General features: G+C 73.5%; 30 protein-coding genes. 23 read left to right on the top strand and 7 right to left on the bottom strand.

Annotated elements, in window-relative coordinates:
- Window positions 1–20 precede the first annotated feature (20 nt).
- The 11 genes from AB0C17_RS01610 (at window position 21) to AB0C17_RS01560 (ending at window position 6,881) form a co-directional block, all read left to right on the top strand.
- Window positions 21–668 (top strand): DUF402 domain-containing protein, encoded by a 648-nt coding sequence (locus AB0C17_RS01610; protein ID WP_357390576.1) that lies wholly within the window; start codon window positions 21–23, stop codon window positions 666–668.
- 242 nt (window positions 669–910) lie between these two features.
- Entirely contained in the window at window positions 911–1,369 is a 459-nt protein-coding gene (gene rpsP / locus AB0C17_RS01605; protein WP_357390555.1) for a 30S ribosomal protein S16, read from the top strand.
- Complete coding sequence (locus AB0C17_RS01600; protein WP_030500803.1) at window positions 1,344–1,604, top strand: RNA-binding protein; 261 nt, start codon at window positions 1,344–1,346, stop codon at window positions 1,602–1,604. Before rpsP ends, AB0C17_RS01600 begins: the two co-directional genes overlap by 26 nt.
- Window positions 1,604–2,143, top strand: coding sequence for a ribosome maturation factor RimM (gene rimM / locus AB0C17_RS01595; RefSeq protein WP_357390557.1), 540 nt, complete (start codon window positions 1,604–1,606; stop codon window positions 2,141–2,143). The genes AB0C17_RS01600 and rimM overlap by 1 nt, the downstream gene beginning before the upstream one ends.
- 14 nt (window positions 2,144–2,157) lie before the next feature.
- Window positions 2,158–2,946 (top strand): tRNA (guanosine(37)-N1)-methyltransferase TrmD, encoded by a 789-nt coding sequence (gene trmD, locus AB0C17_RS01590; protein WP_357390559.1) that lies wholly within the window; start codon window positions 2,158–2,160, stop codon window positions 2,944–2,946.
- A 143-nt stretch (window positions 2,947–3,089) separates the two neighbouring features.
- A complete protein-coding gene (rplS, locus tag AB0C17_RS01585; RefSeq protein WP_013284591.1) occupies window positions 3,090–3,449 on the top strand; it encodes a 50S ribosomal protein L19 in 360 nt (119 codons plus the stop codon).
- Window positions 3,450–3,617: 168 nt separating this feature from the next.
- On the top strand, window positions 3,618–4,499 hold the full coding sequence (gene lepB, locus AB0C17_RS01580) for a signal peptidase I (protein WP_357390562.1): 882 nt from the start codon (window positions 3,618–3,620) through the stop codon (window positions 4,497–4,499).
- The gene (lepB, locus tag AB0C17_RS01575) at window positions 4,496–5,128 is read left to right on the top strand and encodes a signal peptidase I (RefSeq protein ID WP_357390564.1); all 633 of its coding nucleotides are present in this window, start codon (window positions 4,496–4,498) and stop codon (window positions 5,126–5,128) included. Before lepB (AB0C17_RS01580) ends, lepB (AB0C17_RS01575) begins: the two co-directional genes overlap by 4 nt.
- Window positions 5,129–5,218: 90 nt before the next feature.
- Window positions 5,219–5,686, top strand: a complete 468-nt coding sequence (locus AB0C17_RS01570) for an NUDIX hydrolase (protein WP_357390566.1) — start codon at window positions 5,219–5,221, stop codon at window positions 5,684–5,686.
- Window positions 5,680–6,561, top strand: coding sequence for a ribonuclease HII (locus AB0C17_RS01565; RefSeq protein ID WP_357390568.1), 882 nt, complete (start codon window positions 5,680–5,682; stop codon window positions 6,559–6,561). Before AB0C17_RS01570 ends, AB0C17_RS01565 begins: the two co-directional genes overlap by 7 nt.
- A complete protein-coding gene (locus tag AB0C17_RS01560; protein WP_011905215.1) occupies window positions 6,558–6,881 on the top strand; it encodes a DUF2469 domain-containing protein in 324 nt (107 codons plus the stop codon). The genes AB0C17_RS01565 and AB0C17_RS01560 overlap by 4 nt, the downstream gene beginning before the upstream one ends.
- 25 nt (window positions 6,882–6,906) lie before the next feature.
- On the opposite strand, the gene AB0C17_RS01555 is transcribed toward AB0C17_RS01560, so the two are convergent.
- Both AB0C17_RS01555 and AB0C17_RS01550 read right to left on the bottom strand, forming a co-directional pair.
- Window positions 6,907–8,013 (bottom strand): sulfite oxidase, encoded by a 1,107-nt coding sequence (locus AB0C17_RS01555; RefSeq protein WP_357467288.1) that lies wholly within the window; start codon window positions 8,011–8,013, stop codon window positions 6,907–6,909.
- Window positions 8,010–8,669 carry a class I SAM-dependent methyltransferase gene (locus tag AB0C17_RS01550; protein WP_357390572.1) on the bottom strand — a complete coding sequence of 220 codons (660 nt, stop codon included), beginning with the start codon at window positions 8,667–8,669 and terminating at the stop codon, window positions 8,010–8,012. Before AB0C17_RS01550 ends, AB0C17_RS01555 begins: the two co-directional genes overlap by 4 nt.
- Window positions 8,670–8,896: 227 nt before the next feature.
- On the opposite strand from AB0C17_RS01550, the gene AB0C17_RS01545 reads away from it, so the two are divergent.
- Complete coding sequence (locus AB0C17_RS01545; RefSeq protein ID WP_357390578.1) at window positions 8,897–9,427, top strand: M23 family metallopeptidase; 531 nt, start codon at window positions 8,897–8,899, stop codon at window positions 9,425–9,427.
- A 13-nt stretch (window positions 9,428–9,440) separates the two neighbouring features.
- Here the strand turns inward: AB0C17_RS01545 and AB0C17_RS01540 are convergent, their stop codons facing one another.
- Together AB0C17_RS01540 and AB0C17_RS01535 are read right to left on the bottom strand one after the other, a co-directional pair.
- Window positions 9,441–10,622 carry an aminotransferase class V-fold PLP-dependent enzyme gene (locus AB0C17_RS01540; RefSeq protein ID WP_357390574.1) on the bottom strand — a complete coding sequence of 394 codons (1,182 nt, stop codon included), beginning with the start codon at window positions 10,620–10,622 and terminating at the stop codon, window positions 9,441–9,443.
- A 119-nt stretch (window positions 10,623–10,741) separates the two neighbouring features.
- A complete protein-coding gene (locus AB0C17_RS01535; protein ID WP_357382324.1) occupies window positions 10,742–11,722 on the bottom strand; it encodes a tyrosine recombinase XerC in 981 nt (326 codons plus the stop codon).
- A 398-nt stretch (window positions 11,723–12,120) separates the two neighbouring features.
- Between AB0C17_RS01535 and AB0C17_RS01530 the strand changes: the two genes are divergently transcribed.
- Window positions 12,121–12,462 (top strand): hypothetical protein, encoded by a 342-nt coding sequence (locus AB0C17_RS01530; protein ID WP_357382326.1) that lies wholly within the window; start codon window positions 12,121–12,123, stop codon window positions 12,460–12,462.
- A gap of 5 nt (window positions 12,463–12,467) precedes the next feature.
- Here the strand turns inward: AB0C17_RS01530 and AB0C17_RS01525 are convergent, their stop codons facing one another.
- From AB0C17_RS01525 to AB0C17_RS01515, 3 genes are read right to left on the bottom strand one after another with little or no spacing between them, the layout of a single operon-like run.
- On the bottom strand, window positions 12,468–13,646 hold the full coding sequence (locus tag AB0C17_RS01525; protein ID WP_357382328.1) for a DNA-processing protein DprA: 1,179 nt from the start codon (window positions 13,644–13,646) through the stop codon (window positions 12,468–12,470).
- Window positions 13,643–15,163, bottom strand: coding sequence for a YifB family Mg chelatase-like AAA ATPase (locus AB0C17_RS01520; RefSeq protein ID WP_357476245.1), 1,521 nt, complete (start codon window positions 15,161–15,163; stop codon window positions 13,643–13,645). The genes AB0C17_RS01525 and AB0C17_RS01520 overlap by 4 nt, the downstream gene beginning before the upstream one ends.
- 1 nt (window position 15,164) lies before the next feature.
- Window positions 15,165–15,524 carry a YraN family protein gene (locus tag AB0C17_RS01515; protein WP_357382332.1) on the bottom strand — a complete coding sequence of 120 codons (360 nt, stop codon included), beginning with the start codon at window positions 15,522–15,524 and terminating at the stop codon, window positions 15,165–15,167.
- A gap of 152 nt (window positions 15,525–15,676) precedes the next feature.
- Here AB0C17_RS01515 and AB0C17_RS01510 point away from each other — a divergent pair, with 152 nt between their 5' ends.
- The 10 genes from AB0C17_RS01510 (at window position 15,677) to AB0C17_RS01465 (ending at window position 25,304) form a co-directional block, all read left to right on the top strand.
- On the top strand, window positions 15,677–15,892 hold the full coding sequence (locus AB0C17_RS01510; RefSeq protein ID WP_357476243.1) for a hypothetical protein: 216 nt from the start codon (window positions 15,677–15,679) through the stop codon (window positions 15,890–15,892).
- 20 nt (window positions 15,893–15,912) lie between these two features.
- Entirely contained in the window at window positions 15,913–16,428 is a 516-nt protein-coding gene (locus tag AB0C17_RS01505) for a hypothetical protein (RefSeq protein WP_357476241.1), read from the top strand.
- A gap of 95 nt (window positions 16,429–16,523) precedes the next feature.
- Entirely contained in the window at window positions 16,524–17,567 is a 1,044-nt protein-coding gene (locus tag AB0C17_RS01500; RefSeq protein ID WP_357476239.1) for a hypothetical protein, read from the top strand.
- A 236-nt stretch (window positions 17,568–17,803) separates the two neighbouring features.
- A complete protein-coding gene (rpsB, locus tag AB0C17_RS01495) occupies window positions 17,804–18,694 on the top strand; it encodes a 30S ribosomal protein S2 (RefSeq protein ID WP_357476237.1) in 891 nt (296 codons plus the stop codon).
- Window positions 18,695–18,822: 128 nt separating this feature from the next.
- Window positions 18,823–19,650 carry a translation elongation factor Ts gene (tsf, locus tag AB0C17_RS01490; protein ID WP_357382342.1) on the top strand — a complete coding sequence of 276 codons (828 nt, stop codon included), beginning with the start codon at window positions 18,823–18,825 and terminating at the stop codon, window positions 19,648–19,650.
- 155 nt (window positions 19,651–19,805) lie between these two features.
- Entirely contained in the window at window positions 19,806–20,573 is a 768-nt protein-coding gene (pyrH, locus tag AB0C17_RS01485; RefSeq protein WP_357382344.1) for a UMP kinase, read from the top strand.
- Window positions 20,574–20,661: 88 nt separating this feature from the next.
- The gene (gene frr, locus AB0C17_RS01480) at window positions 20,662–21,219 is read left to right on the top strand and encodes a ribosome recycling factor (protein WP_030504243.1); all 558 of its coding nucleotides are present in this window, start codon (window positions 20,662–20,664) and stop codon (window positions 21,217–21,219) included.
- A 254-nt stretch (window positions 21,220–21,473) separates the two neighbouring features.
- On the top strand, window positions 21,474–22,781 hold the full coding sequence (locus tag AB0C17_RS01475; protein ID WP_357382347.1) for a phosphatidate cytidylyltransferase: 1,308 nt from the start codon (window positions 21,474–21,476) through the stop codon (window positions 22,779–22,781).
- Between the two features lie 104 nt (window positions 22,782–22,885).
- Window positions 22,886–24,031, top strand: coding sequence for a 23S rRNA (adenine(2503)-C(2))-methyltransferase RlmN (gene rlmN / locus AB0C17_RS01470; RefSeq protein WP_357382349.1), 1,146 nt, complete (start codon window positions 22,886–22,888; stop codon window positions 24,029–24,031).
- A 22-nt stretch (window positions 24,032–24,053) separates the two neighbouring features.
- Window positions 24,054–25,304 carry a DivIVA domain-containing protein gene (locus AB0C17_RS01465; RefSeq protein ID WP_357382351.1) on the top strand — a complete coding sequence of 417 codons (1,251 nt, stop codon included), beginning with the start codon at window positions 24,054–24,056 and terminating at the stop codon, window positions 25,302–25,304.
- Window positions 25,305–25,360: the final 56 nt, after the last annotated feature.

Here is a 25,360-nt window from a genome sequence, read left to right as displayed (position 1 = left end):
ACACGACGGCGGGGGTGAGTGTGCGGTTCGAGCCGGGGCGGCTGATCATGCACCGGAACGTCCGGCACGGCCGGATCGGCTGGGTCCGGTCGGCCCGCGTGGTCTCCGACGACGAGCGCGGGCTGCTGCTCTGGGTGCCCCGGGGCACGCCCGTCGCGTACGAGGTGACAGCGGCCGGCCTGGGCATGCGCGCCGTGCCGTTCGCCGAGTGGGTGACGTCGTCCTACCGGCTCTCCCGGGGGCGGTGGAACGGCCCGCCGGTGCTGAAGTTCCTGCCCACCGGCGCGGCCCACTCGGTCTGGTGGTTCCGTGACGCCGACGGCCGCTTCCAGAACTGGTACGTGAACCTGGAGGAGCCCGGCGTCCGCTGGGACGACAGCGCGGTGGCCGGCGTCGACATGATCGACCAGGACCTCGACGTCGTGGTCCACCCGGACCTGAGCTGGGAGTGGAAGGACGAGGACGAGTTCGCCGAGCGGCTGGCGTTCCCGGAGCACTACTGGGTGACCGACGAGAAGGCGGTACGCGCCGAGGGCGAGCGGGTGATCCGGATCGCCGAGGCGGGGGAGTTCCCGTTCGACGGCACCTGGTGCGACTTCACCCCACCCGCGGAATGGGACGTACCGAACGAATTTCCGCCCGGGTGGGACCGCCCGCCGGTGCGCTGAACCGGTGTCCTCCGTCACGACCCGGCCCGCCCCGGGCGTGGTGCCCGGGTCCGGTGTGAGTGTTCGGGGCCGGATCTGGCAGAATGGGTCGCTGGTATCCGGCGCGCGTCCGGCGCCCTCTAACCCGGGCGCGTCGCCAGTTCACCGAGCAGTCTCCGGCCCAAACCCCACTGTGCCGGTCGGCGCTCACCCGCCACACCGCCCGTACGGGCCGGTGAGATCGCAACAGGAGCGAAACAACTGTGGCCGTAAAGATCCGGCTCCTGCGGATGGGCAAGATCCGCAACCCGCAGTACCGCATCGTCATCGCCGACTCGCGTACCAAGCGTGACGGTCGCGCGATCGAGTTCGTCGGTGTGTACCAGCCGAAGGAAGACCCTTCGGTGATCGAGGTCAAGTCGGAGCGGGTCCAGTACTGGCTCTCGGTCGGCGCCCAGCCGAGCGAGGCCGTGCAGCGCCTGCTGGAGCTGACCGGTGACTGGCAGAAGTTCAAGGGCCTGCCCGCGCCGCCGCCGCTGAAGGTCGCCCCCGAGCGGGCCGACCGCAAGGCGGCGTACGAGGCCGAGGCGAAGGCCGCCGCCGGCGTGGCGGACACCCCGGCCAAGCCGGCCAAGAAGGCCGCCGCCAAGGCGGAGGAGCCGAAGGCCGAGGCCCCCAAGGCCGAGGAGCAGGCCAGTGCCGAGTCCGGCGAGCAGGCCTGACATGGCACTGCGTCCCGCCCTGGAGCACCTGGTCAAGGGCATCGTCGACCACCCGGACGACGTCCGGGTGCGCATGGTCGACTCCCGTCGGGGCAAGCGCCTCGAAGTCCGCGTGCACCCCGAGGACCTCGGCACGGTGATCGGGCGGTCCGGCCGGACCGCCAAGGCGCTGCGCCAGGTGATCGGCTCCATCGGCGGGCGTGGGGTACGCGTCGACATCGTCGACTCGTACTGATGCTTCTCGTCGTCGGCCGGATCGGCAAGCCGCACGGCATCCGCGGTGAGGTCACCGTGGAAGTGCGCACCGATGAGCCCGAAGCACGGTTCGCCCCCGGTTCGGTGTTGACCACCGAGCCGGGGGTGACCCCGTCGGAGCCCGGCGCCTGGCGGGTGCCGCCGACGCTCACCGTCGAGTCGGCCCGCTGGCATCAGGGCCGCCTGCTCGTCGTGTTCGAGGGCGTGCTGGGGCGCGACGTCGCCGAGGCGCTGCGCAACACGCTGCTCGGCGTGGACAGCGCCGACGTGGCCCCGCCGGAGGACCCGGAGGAGTTCCACGACCACCAGCTGGTCGGCCTCGCCGTGGTCACCCGGGACGGGGAGCACGTGGGCGAGGTGGCCCGCATCGACCACGCGCCCGCGTCCGACATGCTGGTGTTGCGGCGGCCCGAGGGGCGTACCGCGCTGGTCCCGTTCGTCAAGGCGATAGTGCCCGAGGTGGATCTGGCCGGCGGTCGCGTCGTCGTCGACCTGCCCGGTGGCCTGCTCGACCTCTAGCTGGAGCCCACCGCATGCGCGTCGACATCGTGTCGATCTTCCCCGAGTACTTCGCCCCGCTGGACCTGTCGCTGATCGGCAAGGCCCGCGCGAACGGCACGCTGCGGCTGGCCGTACACGATCTGCGGACCTGGACCCACGACGTGCACCGCACCGTCGACGACACGCCCTACGGCGGCGGTCCCGGCATGGTCATGCGGCCGGAGCCGTGGGGCGAGGCGCTGGACGCGCTGGCGCCGGACGAGCTGAGCCCGGACGGGCACACGCTGCCCCGGCTGCTCGTGCCGTCGCCCGCGGGCGTCCCGTTCACCCAGGCCCTTGCGCACGAGCTGGCCGCCGAGTCGCACCTGCTGTTCGCCTGCGGCCGGTACGAGGGCATCGACCAGCGGGTGCTGGACCACGCCGCGACCCGGATGCCGGTGACCGAGGTCTCCCTCGGCGACTACGTGCTCTTCGGCGGCGAGGTGGCCGTGCTGGTGATCCTGGAGGCGGTCACCCGGCTGCTGCCCGGTGTGCTCGGCAACGCCGGCTCGCTGGACGAGGAGTCGCACGCGCACGGCCTGCTGGAGGCCCCGCTCTACACGAAGCCGGCGAGCTGGCGCGGGCTGGACGTGCCCGAGGTGCTGCGCTCCGGCGACCACGCCCGGATCGACCGCTGGCGGCGCGACGAGTCGCTGCTGCGCACGGCGCAGCGCCGCCCCGACATGATCGGCGCGCTGCCCCCGGAGACGCTCGACAAGCGGGACCGGGCGGCGCTGGACCGGGGCGGATTTTCCTCGCCACCGGAGCATGTGGCAAAGTAGAGGGGTTGCCGCATCCGTCCACGCCGTGGGTGGTTGCGAGGACCCTCGACCGGGGCCGGCCTCGCCGGTCACCACCCGGGGGTCAGAATCACCCGTTCGCGCATCGACTGACGATGCGCCGTGAGCCTCACGAGGACGCAGCGATGAACATCCTGGACGCCCTTGACGCCCAGTCGAAGCGTACCGACCTGCCCGACTTCCGTGCCGGTGACACCGTCAAGGTGCACGCGCGAGTCGTCGAGGGCAACCGGTCCCGGGTCCAGATCTTCCAGGGCGTCGTCATCCGCCGCCAGGGTGACGGTCTGCGCGAGACCTTCTCGGTCCGCAAGGTCAGCTTCGGCGTCGGCGTCGAGCGGACCTACCCGCTCAACGGCCCCGGCATCGACCGGATCGAGGTCGTGACCCGCGGTGACGTGCGTCGCGCCAAGCTCTACTACCTGCGTGAGCTGCGCGGCAAGAAGGCCAAGATCAAGGAGCTGCGGGAGAAGCAGCCGGCGAACTGACTTTCGTTCGCCACGCCGCCCGAGCTGCGCGGATGTCGTATCGACCGGATCGCATTACTCTGGTCGGTACGGGCGCGACCGGACGGTGCGAAACGGTCCACTACCGCCCGTGGGGTCTCCGAGGGGACTCCCGGGCGGTAGTGTCGTTTCCGCGGACCGGAGAGTGGCATGGTGCAGATGGTTGACGAGGACGGTGCCGTCGATCCCTGGCGCCGGCGAGCCCGGCGTGGCCGCCGCCAGATGCCGCTCTGGCAGGAGCTGCCGCTGCTGCTGATCGTGGCGTTCTGCCTCGCGGTGCTGATCCGCACCTTCCTGCTCCAGGCGTTCTTCATCCCCTCCGGGTCGATGGAGGACACGCTGCTCGTCGGCGACCGGGTGCTCGTCAACAAGGTCGTCTACGACGTCCGCGACCCGGTCCGCGGCGAGGTGGTGGTGTTCCGGGGCACCGACCGCTGGGTCGCCCAGGAGGCGCCCGCGCCGCCGACGAACTTCGCCGGCCGGGTCGGCCGTACGCTCGGCGACCTGGTGGGCGTCAGCCGCCCTGGCGAGAAGGACTTCATCAAGCGCGTCATCGGCGTACCGGGCGACAAGATCTGGTGCTGCGACGACGGCCGGGTGGTGGTCAACGGGGTGCCGCTGGACGAGCAGGCGTACGTCTCCGAAGATTCCCCGGTCGACCTGCCGCCGAACCCCAAGGAGTGCCGGTCGCGGCAGTTCACCGAGGTGGTGGTGCCGCCGGGGCAGATCTTCGTGATGGGTGACCACCGGCTCGTCTCGCAGGACGCCCGATGTCAGGGGCCGGTGCCGATCGAGAACGTGGTCGGCCGCGCCTTCATGATCGTCTGGCCGTCGCAGCGGTGGACCACACTGCCCGTACCGGAGACGTTCACCAGCGTGCCGCGCGCGGAGGCCGCGCCGGCCGGGCCGGTCCCGGTCGATCCCGACCCGGTGGGCGGAGTCGTCCTGATCCTTCCGGTCGCGGCGACGCTCACCGTTCTGGCGGGTTCGGGGCGACCGCGCCGCACCGGGCGACGTAGGCTCCTCCCGTGATCGACGAGCAGACCGAGAAGCCCCGCAGCTCCTTCTGGAAGGAGCTGCCCATCCTCCTGGGCGTGGCGATCCTGGTCGCGGTGCTGGTGCGTGCCTTCGTGCTGCAGACCTTCTTCATCCCGTCGCCGTCCATGGAGAACACCCTCAAGATCGACGATCGGGTGCTTGTCAACAAGCTGGTCTACGACTTCCGGTCGCCGCACCGGGGCGAGGTGATCGTCTTCAAGGCCCCCACCGAGTGGAGCGGCAACCCCGACGGCGAGGACTTCATCAAGCGGGTCATCGGCGTCGGCGGCGATCACGTGGTCTGCTGCGACCGCACCGGCGGCCAGGAACGGCTGATCATCAACGGCAAGCCGATCGACGAGCCGTTCATCTTCCCCGGCAACAAGCCCGCCGACCAGGACTTCGACATCACCGTGCCGAAGGGGCGCCTGTGGGTCATGGGCGACCACCGGGAGGCGTCCGGCGACTCGCTCGAGCACTGGCAGCAGTCGGGCGAGGACATCAACGTCGCCACCATCCCCGAGGGCGAGGTCGTCGGCCGGGCGTTCACCATCTTCTGGCCGGTCAGCCGTGCGACCTGGCTCACCGTGCCCGAGCAGTTCGACGGGATCCCCAATCCCTGAGCGGGTCCGCGCCACGCTCCGGCACGCCGGCCCGGCGTCGGCGGCGGGAGGGCGTGGTCGTTCGTCACAGGCGTCTGGCAGGCTGGTCCGGTGACCGTCTACACCCCTCGTCGCGCGGCCCGGGTGCTGCTGGTTGACGCGTCCGACCGGGTGCTGCTGTTCGAGGGCAGTGATCCGGCCCGGCCGGGCCACCGCTACTGGTTCACGCCCGGCGGCGGGCTGGAGCCGGGGGAGGCCCCGGCCGACGGCGCCGCCCGGGAACTGGCCGAGGAGACCGGTCTGCGGCTGGCCCCGGCCGAGCTGGGCACGCCGGTCTGGTCGGACATCGTCGAGTTCCCGTTCGATGGCGTCTGGTACCGCCAGGAGCAGCAGTTCTACCTGGTCCGGGTGCCGGGCTGGGAGGTCGACACCGCGGGCTTCAACGACGTCGAGCGGGCGAGCGTGCACGGGCACCGCTGGTGGCCGGTCGCCGAGCTGGCCGCCTGCACCGAGCGCTACTACCCGCCGGACCTGCCCGGCCGGCTCGGCGCCGTACTGACCGGAGGTGGCGCGTGCTGACCCCGCCGCGCACCGTGGTCCGCCGCGACGGCGGCCTCTACGCGCTGGAGCGGGCCCTGCAACGGCGCGGCTTCCGGCACGTGGCGGGCGCCGACGAGGCCGGTCGCGGCGCCTGCGCCGGGCCGCTCGTGGCCGCCGCCGCGATCCTGCCCGAGGGCCGGCGTGGTGAGATCGACGAACTGGCCGACTCGAAGCTGCTCACCGCCGCCGCCCGCGAGCGCGTCCACGACGAGGTGGTGGCACGGGCCCTGGCGTACGCCGTGGTCGTCATCCCGGCCGAGGAGGTCGACGCGCGCGGACTGCACGTGTGCAACCTCGCCGCGATGCGCCGGGCGCTCGCCTCGCTCACCACCCGCCCCGAGTACGTGCTGACCGACGGCTTCGGCGTCGACGGGCTGGACGTGCCGGGCCTGGCGGTCTGGAAGGGCGACCGGGTGGCCGCGTGTGTGGCGGCGGCGAGCGTGCTGGCGAAGGTCACCCGGGACCGGATCATGGTGGAGCTGGACGGGCGGTTCCCCGGCTACGGGTTCGCCGAGCACAAGGGCTACATCACCGCCGAGCACAGCGCCGCGCTGCGCGCGCTCGGGCCCTGCCGGGAACACCGCTTCTCGTACGTGAACGTGGCCGCCGTCTCCGGGCGGGACGGCCGGCCTCCCCGCGCCCGCCGTCCGGCGGGTGCCGGCGCCGACGGGGCGCCATCCGAGCCCGTGGCCGGGCTGCCAGGGCTGTCGCCCGGCGCGTTCGCCGGCCGCCCGGACGAGCCGATGGGGCGCTGCGGCGTGTCAGGGGGTACCGTCGGCGTGGCGTTGGGCGAGCAGCCGCGACCTCCGGCGTCGGTGGGGGAAGATGTGGTCATGGAAGGCGGAGTGCGATGAGCGCGGAAGATCTCGAGAAGTACGAGACCGAGATGGAGCTGCAGCTCTACCGGGAGTACCGGGACATCGTCCGCCAGTTCTCCTACGTGGTGGAGACCGAGCGCCGTTTCTACCTGGCCAACCAGGTCGACCTGCACGTGCGCAACTCCGACGGCGAGGTCTACTTCGAGGTCGAGATGCACGACGCCTGGGTGTGGGACATGTACCGTCCTGCCCGTTTCGTCAAGAATGTGCGAGTGATGACGTTCAAGGACGTCAATGTGGAAGAGCTCGAAAAGCCCGACATCTCGCTTCCCGCAGATTCCGGATTCGGGAGCTGACCGCAGGCGGCGCAACGCCCCCGGCTCACTCCGCCGGCACGACCACCTCGACCCGCTGCACCAGGTTGTTCGCGAACCCGCCCCGGTTCCACGGCTGCTCGACCGGCTGGGTGCGCCCCGAGGCGTCGGTCGCCCGGGCGCCGAGCACGTAGCGCCCCGGCGTCGCCGTCCAGCTCACGGACCAGCGGCGCCACGCCCACTCGCCGGCGGCCGGCTCGTCGAGGAGCGCCGGTGTCCACGTCTCGCCGCCGTCCACCGTCACCTCGACCGAGGTCACCGGCGCGTGGCCGGACCAGGCCCGACCGTCCAGAGTGCACTGTCCCGGACGAAGCACCCGGGTGCGGGACATGAAGTCCGGGAAGCCGGGCGGACGCACCAGCGCGCGCGGCTCGATCCGGGTCACCGGCACGCCCGGGTCGTCGGCGTCGCGCCGCAGCCGGTAGGCCACCGCGTTCTGGTAGCCGTCGAACGGCTCAGTCGTCACAGTGATGTCGCGCAGCCACTTCACGTGTGCCATGCCGTACCACCCGGGCACGATCAGGCGCAGCGGCGCCCCGTGCTGCGGCAGCAGGGGAGCGCCGTTCATCTCGTACGCCAGCAGCACCTCCTCGCGCAGCGCGTCGGCCACCGGCAGCGCCCGCTGGTAGTCCTGCTCGACACCGCGCTCCACCCCGTGGTCCGCGCCGGTGAACACCACGTCGACCGCGTCGCCGGACATGCCGGCCTCGCGCAGCAGCGGCGCCAGCGGCGTACCGGTCCACTCGGCGTTGCCCACCGCCTCCACCAGCCAGGGCTGGCTGACCGGGCGGGGACGCAGCAGCGCCCGGCCGTTACCGGCGCACTCCAGCGTCACGCGGTGGGTCACCCGGGGCCGTTCGCGCAGCGCCGACAGGTCCAGCCGCAGTGGACGCTCGACCGCGCCGGACACGCCCAGCGCGTACGCGGCCGGGTCGACGTCCGGGATGTCGTAGTGGATGAGCAGATAGTGCAGGCCCGCCGGGGTCACGTCGTACCGCAGGGCCTCCAGTGGGATGCCGTGGTTGCGCGCGGCGAGCTGAAGCTCCTCGACGCTGATCGCCTCGTCCGGCCCGGCCACCCGGGAGGGCAGACTGACATCGTCCACTGTGGTCATTCCTGCTCCGTCCGCTCCAGCACGTCGTAGCCCACGAACGTGAACATCCGCACCCCCGGCGCCAGCGGGCGCGGCGTGCCGGTGAAGCGGTGCGCGCCGACGCCCACACCGTCGGCCGGGCTGCCCACAGCGACCGGCTCGAAGCCCTCCTCGGCGAACCACTCGCAGATGACCGGCACCAGGTCCGGCTCGCGCCGGTGCCGCGTCCACAGCACGGTGCCGCCGGTGGCGCAGAGCGAGGCGCAGTGCCGCACCGTGGCCCGGATGTCGTCGTCGCCGATGTTGCCGAAGATGCCGCAGACCAGTACCAGATCCGCCGGGGCCAGATCGGCGTAGCGGTCGGTCAGCGAGGCGTCCCCGGTCACCACCTCCACGCCGGTGAGCCCCGCGTCGGCGGCGGCGCGGCGGGCCGGATCGGCGTTTCGTGGGTCCAGCTCGACCAGGCGGGCGGTCACGTCGCGCCCCCGGGGGTGGGCGGCCAGCACCGGGATCAGGTCGCGCCCCTGACCCGCGCAGAGGCTCAGCGCGCGCAGCGGACCGGGCGGCGCCGCGTCGAGGGCGTCGGAGACACGCTGCCGCACCTCGGCGAGCCGCCGCGCCAGTGCGGACTCGGGCTGGTCGTAGTCGCTGTGCCAGGCGTACCAGTCCTTCGTCACCCGGCCAGCATAGGCGTCCAGGGCCTAGCAGATCGGCCCCGATTTCGGCGCTCGTCCACAGGCGGTGCGCCGTCCACAGGGCGGCCGGGTGGGGTTCGCGGGACGGTGCCCGGGGCGGCAGGGTGGTCGGCGTGCGTTCCTCGATCTCTGTAGCGGGCAGGGCCGGGCTGGTGGTGTTGTGCCTCGTCGTCTGCCTGCCGGGTGTCTCCGTGCCGTCCCGGGCGGCGCTGTCGTCCTCGGTCCGGCCGTTGCCGGGGTCTCCTGCGGCTGTCCCGGGCTCCGGGGCTTCGGCGGCGGGCGGATCGGCTGCGGGACTTCGGGGTGCGCCCGGCGGGCGGTTCCGGTGGCCGCTGACGGGTGCGCCGCGGGTGGTGCGGCGGTTCGACCCGCCGCCGCAGCCCTGGCTGTCCGGGCACCGGGGCGTCGACCTCGCCGCCGCTCCCGGCGCGCCGGTGCTGGCTGCCGGCGCCGGGACCGTCCTGTTCGCCGGCATCGTCGCGGGCCGGCCGGTGCTCACCGTCGGCCACTCCGACGGGCTGCGCACCACATACGAACCGGTCCGCTCCCGGCTCACCGCCGGCACGCCGGTGGCCGCCGGCGCGCCGGTCGGCGACCTGCTCGCCGGGCATCAGGGCTGCGCCGGGGCGGCCTGCCTGCACTGGGGACTGCGACGCGACACCGAATATCTCGACCCGCTGGCCCTGCTCGGGCTCGGTCGGGTCCGGCTGCTCCCGCTGCACCCCGTCCCCGCCGGGTGATCGGGTGTATCGCTCAGCCCTGGGCGAGCAGCGTGGGCAGCCGGACGGCCAGCCGGTCGTACTCGTCGGGGGTGTTGTAGACCTGGCCGCACAGCCGCAGGTAGCCGCGCCCGTTCCAGCCGGCGATCGACACCTCGGCGGAGAGCCGTTCGGCGATCCGGGTCCGCAGCTCCCGGGCCGCGTCGAGCGTCGTCGCGACACCGGGCGGCAGCGGCACGAGCCGCATGGCGACCGCAGGCCCGCCGGGCTCCGGCAGCCGCTCGGGCGCCACACCGAGTGCGTCCCCGACGACCCGTTGCCCGTACGCGGCCAGCGCCGCGTTGTGTGCGCGTACCCGGTCCACGCCGAGGCTGCGCAACGTGAACAGGCCCACCGGGGCGGCCAGCCAGCCGGTGTAGTCGAGCGTCGCCTGCCACTCGACCCGGACCGGGAAGCCGCTGTCCTGCTCCCACGAGACGACGAGCGGCTGGATCCTCTCCCGCCATTGCGGGGCCACCACGAGCGCGGCGGTGCCGCGTGGCGCGTACGCCCACTTGTGCAGGTTGCCGACCCAGAAGTCGGCGCCGACGGAGGCGACGGTGGCCGGCAGCATGCCCGGTGCGTGGGCGGCGTCGACCAGTACCGGCACGCCCTGCTCCCGGGCCACCGCGACGATCGCCGCGGTGGGGAACAGCCGGGCGGTCGGCGAGGTGAGCTGGTCGACGATCAGCAGCCTGGTGCGCCCGGGGCGCAGCCCGTCGCGGATGATCTCGACCACCTCCTCGTCGGTGGTGGTCAACGGCACCGGCAGGGTGCGGGACACCGCACCGGTGCGGGCGCACTCCCGGGCGACGGACAGCGCCACCGCGCCGTACCCGTGGTCGGTGGTCACGATCTCGTCGCCGGGGCGCAGGGCCAGCGACTGCAGCACCACGGCCGCGCCAGCGGTGGCGTTGCCGACGAGCGTGGTGCCGTCCGGGTCGGCGCCGAGGAACGCGGCCAGGTGCCGCCGTGCGTGGGCGATCCGGTCGACCAGGCCCTGCGTGAAGAACCGCAGCGGGTTGGCCTCCATCTCGTCGCGCAGGCGCTGCTGGGCGCGCTGCACGGCGATCGGTACGGCGCCGAACGAGCCGTGGTTGAGGTGACTGACGGAGGGATCGAGGGAGAAGAGCAGCCGAGCCCCGGGAATCGGCTCGGGCGGCTGCGGCACCGTCATCCACCGATCCTAGCCCGGGATGGATCATGCCCCGGCCGGATTCGCCCGCTCGGGTGGAACGTCATGGGTGTCTCCCGGCCCCGCGGACACCCATGACGTTCCACCGACGCTTTCTGCGGTCAGGCGCGGGGGTGCGCCTGGCGGTACGCGGCGCGGAGCCGCTCCACCGAGACGTGCGTGTAGATCTGGGTGCTGGCGAGCGACGAGTGCCCCAGCAACTCCTGCACGGCCCGCAGGTCCGCGCCCCCTTCGAGCAGGTGCGTCGCGGCGGAGTGGCGCAGCCCGTGCGGCGTCACCCGCGGCACCCCCGCGGCACCGGCCCAGCCGGACACGATCCGTCGCGCCGTGGTCGGGTTGAGCCGTCCGCCCCGAGCCCCGAGCAGCAGCGCCCGGCCCGAGCCCGGGGTCAGCAGAACGGGCCGGCCGTCGCGCAGCCAGGTGTCGAGCGCCCGCTGGGCCGGCACCCCGTAGGGCACCGAGCGTTCCCGCCCGCCCTTACCCAGCACGCGTACCACCCGGCGGGCCTGGTCGACGTCGGTGACGTCCAGGCCGCACGCCTCGCTGACGCGTACCCCGGTGCCGTAGAGCAGCTCCAGCAGCAGCCGGTCACGCAGCAGCACCGCAGCGGGTGTGTCCGCACCCGCCGTCTCCACGGGCTGCGGGGCGTCCGCGGGCCGGGCCGCCTCCATCAGGACGGCGGCCTGGTCGGCCCGCAGCACTGTGGGCAGTTCCCGCCGGGCCCGGGGGCTGGCCAGCGGCGCGGCCACGTCGTCGGCGAGCAGGCCGGTCCGGTGCGCCCAGGCGCTGAACGTGCGGACCGAGGCGGCACGCCGCGCCATGGTCGTCCGGGCCGCGCCCATGGTCCGCTGCTTCGCCAGCCAGCTACGCACCATTGCCAGGTCCAGCTCCGGCAGGTCGGCGCAGCCCATCCGGACGGCGTGATCCAGCAGCGACACGAGGTCCGTGACGTACGCCCGGACGGTGTGGACGGAGCGGTTGCGCACCCGTGACAGGTGGTCGGCGAAGTCGTCCACCGCCTCGCGCATCGACGCGGGCAGCTCCTCGTGCGCGTCCCGCGTGCCACGCCGCCGCTGACTCATCGCGGCGTCCGGTCCGGGCGCACCCGGTCGCGGCGGCGGTGGCGGACAGCGATCACCGCCCCAGCGTAAGGCCGGAGCGCCCACGTTCGCCGTGCCGCCGCCCCGCCGCTCGCCGTGCCGCCCGGCTACCGTTTCCGTCCTCGCGGTGGGCCGGGCCGTCGCCCGTGCGTTGTGCCGTCCGCCACTGCCGTCCGCTTCTTCCCGGCGTGGATTACCCGCCGACGCGCTGAGTGGGGTGGCAAAAGCGGGTCTGGACAGGGGAAACTCATGCTGCGGCACGCTCCGGTGCGGCGACCGGCGGGCAGCGTGGCCCGGACCGGCCCCGACGGAGGTCGATCCGGCCGCGATCAGACGAACGCGTCCCCGCGTCGGTGACGCCGCTACGAGGAGGGCCGAGAGTGGGAGTGGACGCCGTCCTCTACCGGCAGGTGTCGGCGGGCGACAGCCGTCGCCGGCCCGCGTACGTCTCGATCGAGGTCGTGGCGGATCCGCAGGATCTGCTGCTCGACCTGCTCAAGCGTGTGCGCGGCGGTGGCCGGACCCCGCTGCTGGACCGCGTCGACCCGCTCGGTGAGCTGACAGTGGGCACCGAGCGGATGCCGCACCTGCTCGCCGAGCTGCGGTGCCTGGCCGAGGTGGCCCGGGCGCAGGCGGAGGTCGACCACGTGCACCGGCTGGCCCGGCTCGTCCGCCGATGTGCCGAGCGCCGCGACGCCGAGATCCGGTTCGAGGGCGACTGAGGCGGTCACGTGCGGGCGGCCGGTGGGGGTGCGAGCGCGTAGCCGTCGTCGCGGCGTACCACCATCGCCAGTTCCTCCAGCATGGACAGCTTGCGCATGGCGGTGCGCAGGTCCACGCCGGCGCGTGCCGCGACGCTCTCCAGGTCCAGCGCCCGGCGGCGCGGCAGCGCCTCCAGCACCTGGGTGGCCTCCTCGTCGAGCCGGTCCCGTGGACGTTCGGGGGCCCGGGCGGGCGGGGCCAGGTCGTACCCGATGCGCCCCACCTCCTCCAGCACGTGCGCGACGTTCGTGACCAGCCGGGCCCGTGGGTGTTCCCGCAGCACCTCGTGCCCGCCGACGGACATCGCCGAGGTCACCGGGCCCGGCACCACCATCGCCGGGCGGTGCAGGCCGAGCGCCCGGTTGAGCGTCTGGGTGGCGCCGCTGCGGGCGGCGGCCTCGACCAGCACCGTGCCGTTCGTCGCCGCGGCGATGACCCGGTTGCGGATGAGGAATCGTGGGCGCAGCGGCTCCGCGCCGGGAATCCACTCGCTCACCAGCAGGCCGGTGTCGGCGATGCGGTCGAACAGCGCGGCGTTGCCCATCGGGTACGGGCGGTCCACGCCGCAGGCGAGCACGGCGACGGTGCGCCCGCCCGCTGTCAACGCCCCGCGATGCGCCGCGGCGTCGATGCCGAACGCGCCACCGGACAGGACTGTCCACTCCCGATCGGCGAGGCCGTAGCCCAGCTCGGTGGCGATGTGCGCGCCGTAGGGGGTGGCCGCCCGGGCGCCGACCACCGCCACCGAGCGTGCCAGCGCCTCGTCGAGCGGCCACGCGCCGCGTACCCAGAAGCAGAGCGGCGGATCGGTCTCCACGTCGACCCGCCGGGTGGCCCCGGACATCGCCAGCCGGCGCAGGTCCCCGACCTGGGTGGGCCATTCGTCGTCGTCCGGGGTGACCAGCCGGGCGCCGAGTCGTTCGCCGCGCGCCAGCGCGTCGGCGGCGACCGTCCGGGCGTCACCGGCGGCGCCGCGCGCCGCGACGGCCGACCGCAGCGCCCGGTCCGGCGCTTCGCCGGACAGCAGCAGGTCGAGCGCGGCGACCGGGCCGATCCGCTTGACCAGGGCGTACACCGACCGGGTGCCGGGCTCGGCGAGCCAGGTGAGCGCGACCCGCGCCAGCCGGTGGTCGTCGGCGCTCACGCGACCTCTCCCGTCCTGAGCTGGATGGCCTCCGCCACGTCGTCGCGGCCGGGCCGATCCCGCCCGTCCAGGTCGGCGATGGTCCAGGCGAGACGGAGTACGCGGTCGTAGCCGCGCGCGGACAGCGAACCGGTGTCGAGCCGGCGGCGCAGATCCGTGGTGACCCGGGCGGGCAGGTGCCACGGCGGCCGGCGCAGGTACGGGCCGGGAACGTCGGCGTTGACCCGGTGCCCGGTGGCCGCCCAACGGTCGGCGGCGGCGTGCCGCGCGGCGACGACCCGGGCGGCGACGGTGGCCGAGGACTCGTGCGCGGCGTCGGTGCGCAGCAGCTCCGCCGCGCGTACCGCGGTCAACCGGACCTGCACGTCCACCCGGTCGAGCAGCGGACCCGACAGGCGTCCCAGGTAGCGCCGCCGGGTCAGCGGCGGGCACTCGCAGTCGACGTCACCGGAGGGCTTCGCGCAGGGGCAGGGGTTGGCCGCCAGCACCAGTTGGGTGCGGGCCGGGTACTCGGTGGCGCCCCGGGTACGCGCCACCCGCACCCGGCCGCTCTCCAGCGGCTGCCGCAACGCCTCCAGCGCGCCCTTGCTGAACTCGGGCGCTTCGTCGAGGAACAGGACCCCGCGGTGGGCGAGCGACACCGCGCCGGGCCGGGCCAGCCCGGAGCCGCCTCCGACGAGCGCGGGCACCGTGGCGGTGTGGTGTGGCGCCTGGAACGGGGGACGGCGCAGCAGGCCGCCGTCGGGTGGCAGCAGGCCGGCGATCGAGTGCAGCGCGGTCACCTCCAGAGCTGCCTCGTCGTCCAGTTCGGGCAGGATCGACGGCAGTCGCTCGGCGAGCATGGTCTTACCGGCGCCGGGCGGACCGAGCAGCGCGAGGTGGTGGCCGCCGGCGGCGGCGATCTCCAGTGCGCGCCGTCCGAGCGGCTGCCCGGCCACGTCGACCAGGTCGGGCCCGACGGTGCCGCCGCCCGGGACGTGGGCGGGTGGGGTGAGCAGCGGGCTGCCGTCGCGGACGTGGGCGACGAGCCGGTGCAGGGTGTCGACGGCGTGCACCCGTACGCCCGGGATGACCGCCGCCTCGGCGGCGTTGCCGGCGGGTACGACGACGCGGGTGTGCCCGGCGCGGGCGGCGGCGGCGACCATGGGCAGCGTGCCGCGGACGGGGCGTACCGCGCCGTCGAGGCCGAGTTCGCCGAGCACGACGGTGGCGTCCAGGGCCACCGGCGGCAGCTCACCCGAGCCCGCCAGGACGGCGAGCGCGATGGCGAGGTCGAACGCCGAGCCGTATTTCGGCAGGGTGGCGGGGAGCAGGTTGAGGGTGATGCGACGGTTGGGCCACTTCTGGCCGGAGTTGACGATCGCGGCGCGGACCCGGTCGCGCGCCTCGTGCAGGGCGGTGTCGGGCAGGCCGGAGATGATCACGGCGGGCAGTCCGGGAGCCAGGTCGGCCTCGACCTCGACGAGGTGCCCGGCGACTCCGGCCAGGCCGACGCTCAGCACTTTCGCGTACCCCATGTCAGAACGCGCCGCGGAGGTGTTCGACGCGGGCGGGGCCGGTGAGCGGGAGCCGGACGGAGAGGACGTCGAAGCGGACCTCGTCGGCGGTGGTGCCGGTCTCGGCGAGCCAGCGGGCGGCCAGGCCGCGCAGCCGACGGGCCTTGGCCTGCACGACGGCCTCGGCGGGGGAGCCGAACCGCTCGGTACGGCGGGTCTTGACCTCGCAGATGGCGAGGACCGGGCCGTCCCAGGCGATGATGTCGATCTCGCCCTCGGGACAGCGCCAGTTGCGGGCGACCGGGCGCAGGCCCGTCTCGATCAGGTGCCGCAGCGCGCACCGCTCGCCGTACGCCCCGACGGCTCGGTTCCGGTTCGTCATGCCGGTCAGGATGCGACCGGCGTCCCTGATCGCGGGTGGTCCGGTCCGGTGGCCTGTGGACAGGGGTGGGCCTGTGGACGGAACGACGATCATGTCGTCGATCTGCTAGGGACAGGCATGATGAGCCGGTCCGACAGCGAGAGTGGAGTGCCGTGGCAGCTCGGAACACGTCGTTCGACGCTTCGGCCTGCGGCGGGATCGCGGAGTTCCGCGAGGCGGACGCCGAATCCAGGGTTCGGAGGACGGATGCGGCAGTGCTCGCCCTGAACCTGGGTGTCGAGGAGTCCGGCCTCCCCGGCCTGCGCTTCAACTACCTGGTGGTGCCCGGCGAGTACGGGGTCACCAGAAGTGACTTCAGGCTCGCGTGAACCGGTACGTCGAGCGGCTCGTGCGGATGGTGCCGCCTCCGGCCCGCCTGAGCGCGCCGCCGGACTGGCCGGCGGTGGAGCGCTCGCTCGATTCCGCACTCCCCGGGGACTACAAGGATCTCGTCGACCGGTACGGGCCGGGGAAGTTCGACGACTTCCTGGCGCTGCTCGCGCCCGGCCATCCGGTTGCGCGGCTGGACCTCGCGCGCGGTGTCGCGGAGGCCGCCGAAGTGCTGCGCGCGTACGCCTCCAGCGGGGAGGCACTACCCGCACCGGTCGACGGTCTGACGGCGGCGGCCCTGACCGACAACGGAGACACCGTCTACTGGGTGCGCGACCCGGGCGACGCGCCGGATCGGTGGCGCATCGCGGTGAACGGCGCCCGGGATTTCGACGAGTGGCACCTGTTCGACGGTTGCCTGGCGCACTTCCTGGTCGACGTGCTCAACCGCGAAGCCGTGGTGACCGCCTTCCCCGACGATTTCCCGTACCCGGGTGCCGCACCGACCTTCACATCGCACGACTACCCAAAGTAGTGCGGCGGCGACCCCTCGATATCGGTGCTGACCTGGGCCGATATAGCCGGGTGTCCGAATGGCGCGGCTGGTGCGTGTCGCATACCGTGCCGGTCGTGGACGGACGACGGAGCTATTCCGAGGATGAGCAGGGGTCGCGTTGGGGCGACCGCGGATACGAGTCGGACTGGCGCGCCGCGGGTGAGCCCCGCTACCGCGACGACGACTACCGCACGCCTGAGCAGCGGGCCGGTGAGAACCGGTACGCCGAGCCGGGCCGGTACTCCGCCGCCGATCCGCTGGTGGACGACACGAGCAGCTGGCGGTCGCAGCGGCCGGACGACCCGGAGGTCTCCGGGGAGCTGCCCGGGTCGCGAGCCGCCCGCCGCGCGGCGCGCGAGTCGGCCGACCCGCTCGGCTCGGTGTCCCGCAGCGGCGTCGACGCGCTCGGCACCGCCGCGCACGGGAACCCGCTGGCGAGCCCGCTCGGTACGCCGACGGCCACCCCGGCCGGCGTCTCCCCGGCCGGCGCCGACCCGTACGGCCTCATCGCCCACGGCAGCGACCCGGCCGGGGGCGCCGACGCCCGGAGCGCGGTCGGCGGCGTCGACCAGCCCCGGCTCAGCCCGGTCGGCGGCTACCCGGTGGTCGAGCCGGCCGCGCCCGGCGCCGTGGGCCCGGACGGGGCCGAGCCCTCCGCCGCCGGTCGGCTGAACCCCGGCGAGCCCACTCCGCTGCGGATCGGCGAGCGCCCGGGTGGTCCCGCCCAGCCGGCGGCGACCCCGCACCCGCTGGAGATGCCGACCGGTCCGATGCCCGCTGTGCTGCCGCGCCCGGACGGGCCGCCGCCCGGTGACGGCGTCTACCGGACCCGGCGCCCGGCGCTGGCGGTCCTGCTGGCGGTGCTCGTGCTGGTGCTGGAGGTGCCGGCGGTGCGGGTGTTGCTGCACGGCATCTTCGGTGACCCGGTGTCGACGTCGCACGTCGTGGTGGGCATGTTCCTGGTGGTGGGCCTGCCGATCTTCGGCACCGGCCTGTACGGGCTGCGCACCGGAGGGCTGGCGCTCGCCGACGGCAGCCGGGGCTGGCTGCGCCCGCCGACGGCGTACCTGACCGTCGGGCTGGTGTTGTTCCTGGCCGCCGCGCTCGCCGCCGGCTGACCGGGCGGGCGTGCTCCGCACCCGGGGGCCGGGCAGCGGAGAGGGCGCGTACACTGGTCGACTGGCGACCGCCTCGCGCGGTCGACCTCGCGTGCCCTCTCCACGGTCTCTCCGTGGGGCGACGGCCTCCCTGGTCCCGGTATGACGTACCGGGCCCACCCTGGCCGGCGACCGGGCGCCAGGCGTCCGGCCGCCGGCCGGACGGACAACCAGGGACAACGTAGGAGTAACCCACCATGGCCGTCGTGACCATGCGTCAGCTGCTGGAAAGCGGTGTGCACTTCGGGCACCAGACCCGGCGCTGGAACCCGAAGATGAAGCGCTTCATCTTCACCGAGCGCAACGGTATCTACATCATCGACCTGCGCCAGACGCTCGACTACATCGAGAAGGCGTACGAGTTCGTCCGCACCACCGTCGCGGGTGGCGGCAGCATCCTGTTCGTCGGCACCAAGAAGCAGGCCCAGGAGGCCATCGCCGAGCAGGCGACCCGGGTCGGCCAGCCGTACGTCAACCACCGCTGGCTCGGTGGCATGCTGACCAACTTCCAGACCGTGTACAAGCGGCTGCAGCGGATGAAGGAGCTGGAGGCCCTGGGTGACCTGAGCGGCACCGCCGCCGGTTACACCAAGAAGGAGACGCTCCAGCTCTCCCGCGAGAAGATCAAGCTGACCAAGACCCTCGGTGGTCTGCGGGACATGCAGAAGCTCCCGGCCGCGGTGTGGATCGTCGACACCAAGAAGGAGCACATCGCCGTCGACGAGGCCCGCAAGCTGGGCATCCCGGTGATCGCCGTGCTCGACACCAACTGCGACCCGGACGAGGTCGACTTCCCGATCCCGGGCAACGACGACGCCATCCGCTCGGCCGAGCTGCTGACCAAGGTCGTCGCCGCCGCCGTCGCCGACGGCCTGATCGCCCGTTCCGGCCGTAACCGGGGCGCGGACGAGAAGCCCGAGGCCGGCCAGGTCGCCGCCGGCGAGCCGCTGGCCGAGTGGGAGCGCGAGCTGCTCGAGGAGCCGAAGAAGGCCGACGAGCAGCCCGCCGCCGCCGCCGAGCCGGCCGCGCCTGCCGCCGAGCCCGCCGCGCCTGCCGCCGAGCAGCCGGCGACCGCCGCCGCGGAGTGATCTCGCCGTCGCGTCCCCACCGCCGGGAATCGCCGGCGGTGGGGACGTGACGGGTACGCCGGGCAGCACCGGCCCGGAAACGGGTAACCAGCACCCCAGACCACCTCACTGACACCGAAGAGAGAGTCATGTCCAACTTCACCGCCGCGGACGTCAAGAAGCTCCGCGACCTCACCGGCGCCGGCATGATGGACTCCAAGAAGGCGCTGACCGAGGCCGAGGGCGACTTCGACAAGGCCGTCGAGATCCTGCGCGTCAAGGGCGCCAAGGACGTCGGCAAGCGGGCCGGGCGCACCGCCGCCAACGGCCTCATCGCCCACTCCGGCCAGGCGCTGCTCGAGCTCAACTGCGAGACCGACTTCGTCGCCAAGAACGACGCCTTCATCGCGCTGGCCCAGCAGCTGGTCGAGCACGGCGTGGCCAGCGGCGCCACCAACGCCGAGGAGCTGCTCGCCAGCAGCATCGACGGCAAGAGCGTGGCCGACCTGATCCAGGAGCAGTCCGCCAAGATCGGCGAGAAGCTGGTGCTCAACCGCTTCGCCAAGCTGGACGGCACCACCGCCGTCTACCTGCACCGCAAGAGCCAGGACCTGCCCCCGGCGGTCGGCGTGCTCGTGGAGTTCACCGGCAAGAGCGACGAGGCGGCCGACGCCGATGCCCGCGCCGTGGCCATGCAGATCGCCGCGATGCGGCCGAAGTACCTCACCCGCGACGAGGTGCCGGCCGAGACCGTCGAGTCCGAGCGGCGCATCGCCGAGCAGACCGCCCGCGAGGAGAACAAGCCCGAGGCGGCGCTGCCGAAGATCGTCGAGGGCCGGGTCAACGCCTTCTTCAAGGACTTCGTCCTGCTGGAGCAGGCGTCGGTCGCCGACAACAAGAAGACCGTCAAGCAGGTGCTGGCCGACGCCGGCATCGAGGTGACGCGCTTCCTGCGGTTCGAGGTCGGCCAGGCCTGAGCCGCCGCGCCGGGCCGTCCGGCCCGGGCACAGGGGAGACGTCGACGAGGAGGCCGCCGGTGTACGCGACAGGCACCGCGGCCTCCTCGTCACATAGGGTCGGCAGGGGCACGTACGCGACACCGCGCGATGCGCGGGGAGAAGGGGCGGGGCGGATGACGCAGGTTGTGAGTGACCGGAACCTGGCGGTGGAGGATCCGACCGCACCTCCGCCCGGTCGGTCCCGCCGGGTGGTGCTGAAGCTTTCCGGCGAGGTCTTCGGCGGCGGCGCGATCGGCGTCGACCCCGACGTCGTGCAGGGCATCGCCCGGCAGATCGCCACCGTGGTGCGCCGCGGCGTGCAGGTCTCCGTGGTGGTCGGCGGCGGTAACTTCTTCCGCGGCGCCGAGCTGCAGAAGCGCGGCATGGACCGGGCCCGCGCCGACTACATGGGCATGCTCGGCACGGTCATGAACTGCCTGGCCCTCCAGGACTTCCTGGAGAAGGAGGGCATCGAGACCCGGGTGCAGACCGCGATCACCATGGCCCAGGTCGCCGAGCCGTACATCCCGCTGCGCGCGATCCGGCACCTGGAGAAGGGCCGCGTGGTCATCTTCGGCGCGGGCGCCGGCATGCCGTACTTCTCCACCGACACGGTGGCCGCCCAGCGGGCGCTGGAGATCCGCGCGGACGTGGTGCTGATGAGCAAGAACGGCGTGGACGCGGTCTACACCGCCGACCCCCGGATCGACCCGACCGCGAGCAAGCTCGACTCGATCACCTTCTCCGAGGTGCTGCGCCGTAACCTGCGGGTGGCCGACGCCGCCGCGTTCAGCCTCTGCATGGAGAACGGCCTGCCGATGCTGGTCTTCGGCGCGCAGGGCGACGACACCATCGTCCGCGCCGTCGGCGGTGAGAAGATCGGCACCCTGATCACGGCCTGACCGGCCCGCCGGACCGGCAACGGTCCCTCTCTGCCACGGCAGCACCCGCACCACACCCGACGAGCGACAGAAGGAGGCGAGGAGACCGGTGATCGACGACACCCTCCTCGAGGCGGAGGAGAAGATGGAGCGTGCCATCGAGCACGCCAAGGAGGAGTTCGGCGGGATCCGTACCGGACGCGCCAACGCCGCCATGTTCTCCCGGATCGTCATCGACTATTACGGCAGCCCGACCCCGCTGCCGCAGATGGCCTCCATCGCGGTGCCCGAGCCCCGCATGGTGATCATCAAGCCGTACGACAACTCGCAGCTGGGCGCCATGGAGAAGGCGATCCGCGACTCGGACCTCGGGGCCAACCCGAACAACGAGGGCAACCAGCTCCGCATCGTCCTGCCGCAGATGACCGAGGAGCGGCGCCGGGAGATGATCAAGGTCGCCCGGCAGAAGGGCGAAGAGGCCAAGGTCGCCGTCCGCAACATCCGCCGCAAGGCCAAGGAGGAGCTGGACCGCCTGGTCAAGGATGGCGAGGTCGGCGAGGACGAGGGCCGGCGCGCGGAGAAGGAACTGGACGACCTGACCCACCGTTTCGTCGCAGGAGTCGACGAGCTGGTCAAGCACAAGGAGAGCGAGCTGCTCGAGGTCTGAGCACCCGCGTACCTCGCACGGCACCGCGCCGCCGTCGCCCGTCGGGGCGGCGGCCCGGTGCCGTCGTCGTGCCCGGCGGCGCACACCCTCGGCGCTCCGGCGGGTGCAGTAGGCTCGGCACGATTCCCGACCACCACGGGGTGAACGGCGGGAGTCGCCCGGCCGTCGGTCGGTAAACAGGAAGTCTCACGCCGGTAGGGGATGGTCTTGGTCTTGCGTCATGTGGTGGCTCTCGTACCGGCTGCCGGTGCGTGATGTCCCACCCCGACCCCTACGGCAGCACCGAGCCGCGCGGCTGGGACCGCCCGGCCGCCCCGGCCCTGCCCTGGCCGGACACCGACCTGGAGCCCGGTCCCTGGCGACCCGGCCCGGCCGCGCACACCTCACCCGCCGAGCCGGACACCTACGCCCGCCCGGACACCTACCCGGGTACGGAGACGTACGCCGGGGCGTACCCGACGACCTCGCGGCACCACGACGGCCCGGGCCGGTACGACGGACCGCCGGCCGGCGACCGTGGGCGGCCCACCGGGCCGGAGCACGACGGCCCGTGGGGCGAGCCCGCACGCGACGACGAGTACCCGACCGCGCAGATCGCGCCGGTGCGGGACGAGCCCACCGACCAGATCCCGGCGGTACGCGACGAGCCCGCGCCGGTGCCCGAGCCCGAGCCGCCGGCCGGTCGCCGGGGCCGGGGGCGGCGGCGGGCGAGCCCGGAGCGTCCGCCGACCGTCGCGCCGAAGACGTCCCGGGCGGGGCGCAACCTGCCGGCGGCGATCGGTGTCGGGGTGGCCCTCGGCGCGGCGGTCGTGGTGCCGCTGTTCTTCTTCATGCCGGCGTTCCTCGCCGTGCTCGCGACCGCGGTGGGCATCGGCATCTGGGAGATGGCCCGCGCGGTGCGCCGCAGCGGCGCCCACCCCCCGCTGGCGCCGCTCGTCGCCGGTGGCGTGATCACAGTGGGTCTGGCCTGGTACGCGGGGCCCGACGCGCTCTGCCTCGGGCTGCTGGTCACGGTGCTGGGCACGATGATCTGGCGGCTGGGCGACGGGCCCGGTGACTACCAGCGTGACCTCACCGCGGCCACCCTGATCGCGGTGTACGTGCCGTTCCTCGCGGGGTTCGCGGCCATGCTCGCGGCGGCGCCGGGCGACGGGGCCCTGCGCGTGCTGGTGACGCTGGCGGCGGTGGTGCTCTCCGACACCGGCGGGTACGCCGCGGGCGTGTCGTTCGGCAAGCACCCGATGGCTCCCACGATCAGCCCGAAGAAGTCCTGGGAGGGCTTCGCCGGCTCGGTGACCGCCGCGGCGGCGGGCAGCGCGGCGCTGCTGTGGGCGTTGTTCGACGTGGCCCCCTGGTGGGGTGCGCTGTTCGGGATGGCGATCTCGGTCGCGGCGGTGCTCGGTGACCTCGCCGAGTCGATGATCAAGCGGGATCTCGGCGTCAAGGACATGAGCAACCTGCTGCCCGGGCACGGCGGCCTGATGGATCGGCTCGACTCGATCCTGTTCGCCGTGCCGGTGGCGTACCTGCTGCTCGCGGTCTTCGTCCCGGTGACGGGCTGAGGCATGAATCACGGCGTCGAGCCGGGGCGGCCCGGCCGGCCGGGGGCGATTCGACACGTACGGACGGGTGCGTCCGGGCGGGAGCGTGTCAGACTGGACGCGCCATGACGAGTCTCCCGCTGATCTCCGTAGACCCCGACGCCCGCGGCCGCCGGCCCTCGATGCCTCCCCGCCACCTCGCCGACCTGGACCTGCCCGGCCGGCAGGCGCTCGTCGCCGAGCTGGGTGAGCCCGCGTTCCGTGCCAAGCAGGTCTCCAACCACTACTTCGGCCGCCTGGTGCGCGACCCGGAGCGGATGACCGACCTGCCGGCGGCGACCCGGGACCGGCTGGCGGGCGAGCTGCTGCCCACGCTGCTGACCCCGGTGCGCGAGCTGGCCTGCGACGACGGCGCGACCCGCAAGGCGCTCTGGCGGCTGCACGACGGCTCGCTGGTGGAGAGCGTGCTGATGGGCTACCCGGACCGGGTGACGGTCTGCATCTCCAGCCAGGCCGGCTGCGGCATGGCCTGCCCGTTCTGTGCCACCGGCCAGGCCGGGCTGACCCGCAACCTGTCCACCGCCGAGATCGTCGACCAGGCGGTCTACCTGGCCGGTGTGGCCGCCTCCGGCGTGGTGGCCGGGTCCCCGCCGCGGCTGTCGCACGTGGTGTTCATGGGCATGGGCGAGCCGCTCGCCAACTACTCGCGGGTGGTGGCGGCGATCCGCCGGCTGGTCGCCCCGGCGCCGGAGGGGCTGGGCCTGTCGCAGCGGCACATCACGGTCTCGACAGTCGGCCTGGTGCCGGCGATCCGCCGACTGGCCAGCGAAGACCTCTCGGTGACCCTTGCGTTGTCGCTGCACGCCCCCGATGATGAGCTGCGCGACGAACTCGTCCCGGTCAACCAGCGCTGGAAGGTGTCCGAGGTGCTGGACGCGGCGTGGGACTACGCGGCCACGACGGGACGTCGCGTGTCCATCGAATACGCGATGATCAAGGACGTGAACGACCAGCCGTGGAGAGCCGATCTGCTCGGGCGGCTACTGGCCGGCAAGCTGGCCCACGTGAACCTGATCCCGCTCAACCCGACCCCGGGCAGCCGCTGGGACGCCAGCCCGAAGCCGGTCGAGCGGGAGTTCGTCCGGCGGTTGCGCGACGCCGGTGTGTCGACCACGGTGCGCGACACCCGGGGACGCGAGATCGACGGGGCCTGTGGGCAGCTCGCCGCCGCCGAGGACACGGACGGCGACTCACGCGCGGCAACGGCGTAGCGGTACGAGACCAGGAGACATAGTGGCGAGTCAGGGTCAGCGTTTCCGGCGTAAGGCACTCCGCCGGGGCTACAAGGTCGACGAGGTCGACGCCTTCCTGGACCGGGTCGAGGCGACACTCGAAGGCCAGCCGGTCGGCGCGCCCGTGGCTTCCCAGGAGGTCCACGACGTCGTCTTCCGGGTCCGGTTCAACGGCTACGACGAGTGGCAGGTCGACCTGCACCTCGACCGGGTCGAGCGGCAGCTCGCCGAGCTGGAGGAGCGCGGTGGCGCACCGGCCGGGCGCGGTGGCGACCCCCGGATGGCCGACCGGCTGGGCCCACCGATGCGCGACGACCGGGGCATGTCGCCGGTGCCGCAGCCGCCGATGCCGCCCCGGCAGATGCCGGCCCAGCCCGGCCCGCCCGCCGACCGCTACGGCAGCCGCTACGACGAGCCGACCGGCGCGTTCGCCGGTGGCTACGACGGCCCGCGCGGTGGCTACGACGGCCCGCGTGGCCCGGGTGGCCCCGGCCCGATGGGCCCGGGTGCGCCGATGGGGCACGGCGGCCCGCCGCCGCGCGGTCTGCCGCCCGGCCCGGGCGGCTACGGCCCGGACAACGGTCCCGGTGGGTACGGCCCGGACAAGGGCCCCGGTGGGTACGGCCCGGACAACGGCCCTGGTGGATACGGTCCGCCGGACAGCGGCCCGGGCGGCTACGGTCCGGACAGCGGCCCCGGTGGATACGGCGGCCCGGAGGACCGCTTCGACGGGTTCGAGGCCGGCCGGCGGGGACGGGCCGACATGACCGCCGAGATCCGCATGCCCGAGCGCGAGCTGCGTGGTCGTGGCCCTGGTGGTCCGCCCGCGCTGCCGCAGCAGGGCTACGGCGCTCCCGAGCCCGGCTACGGCCCGCCGGACCCGGGTTACGGTCCGCCGGACCACGGCTACGGCCCGGGCCCGTCGATGACCGGCCCGCCGCTCGTGGGTCCGCCGGTCGCCGGTCCGCCGATGGTGGGGCCGCCGATGGCCGGCCCGCCCGGCAGCGACCTGCACCGGGTCGACCAGATCCGGCGCAGCTTCCAGGTCCGCCGGTTCGGCAGCGGGTACGACCCGGACCAGGTCGACCGGTTCTTCGAGACGCTGCTCGGGGGCATGCAGGGGCGCAACCCGATGCCGGTGAGCCCGAAGGAACTCGACACGCTGCGCTTCGGGCTGGTGCCCGGTGGCTACTTCGAGGCCGAGGTCGACGCCGCGCTCAAGGACGTGCAGGACATCCTGCTCGGCCGCTGACGGCGGTCACGAGACGACGAAGGGCCCGCCCCCCGGACAGGGGGCGGGCCCTTCGC

This window comes from Micromonospora sp. NPDC048887 (assembly GCF_040649715.1).
Taxonomy (GTDB): Bacteria; Actinomycetota; Actinomycetes; order Mycobacteriales; family Micromonosporaceae; genus Micromonospora.
This window is presented reverse-complemented; position numbering and strand designations above follow the sequence as displayed.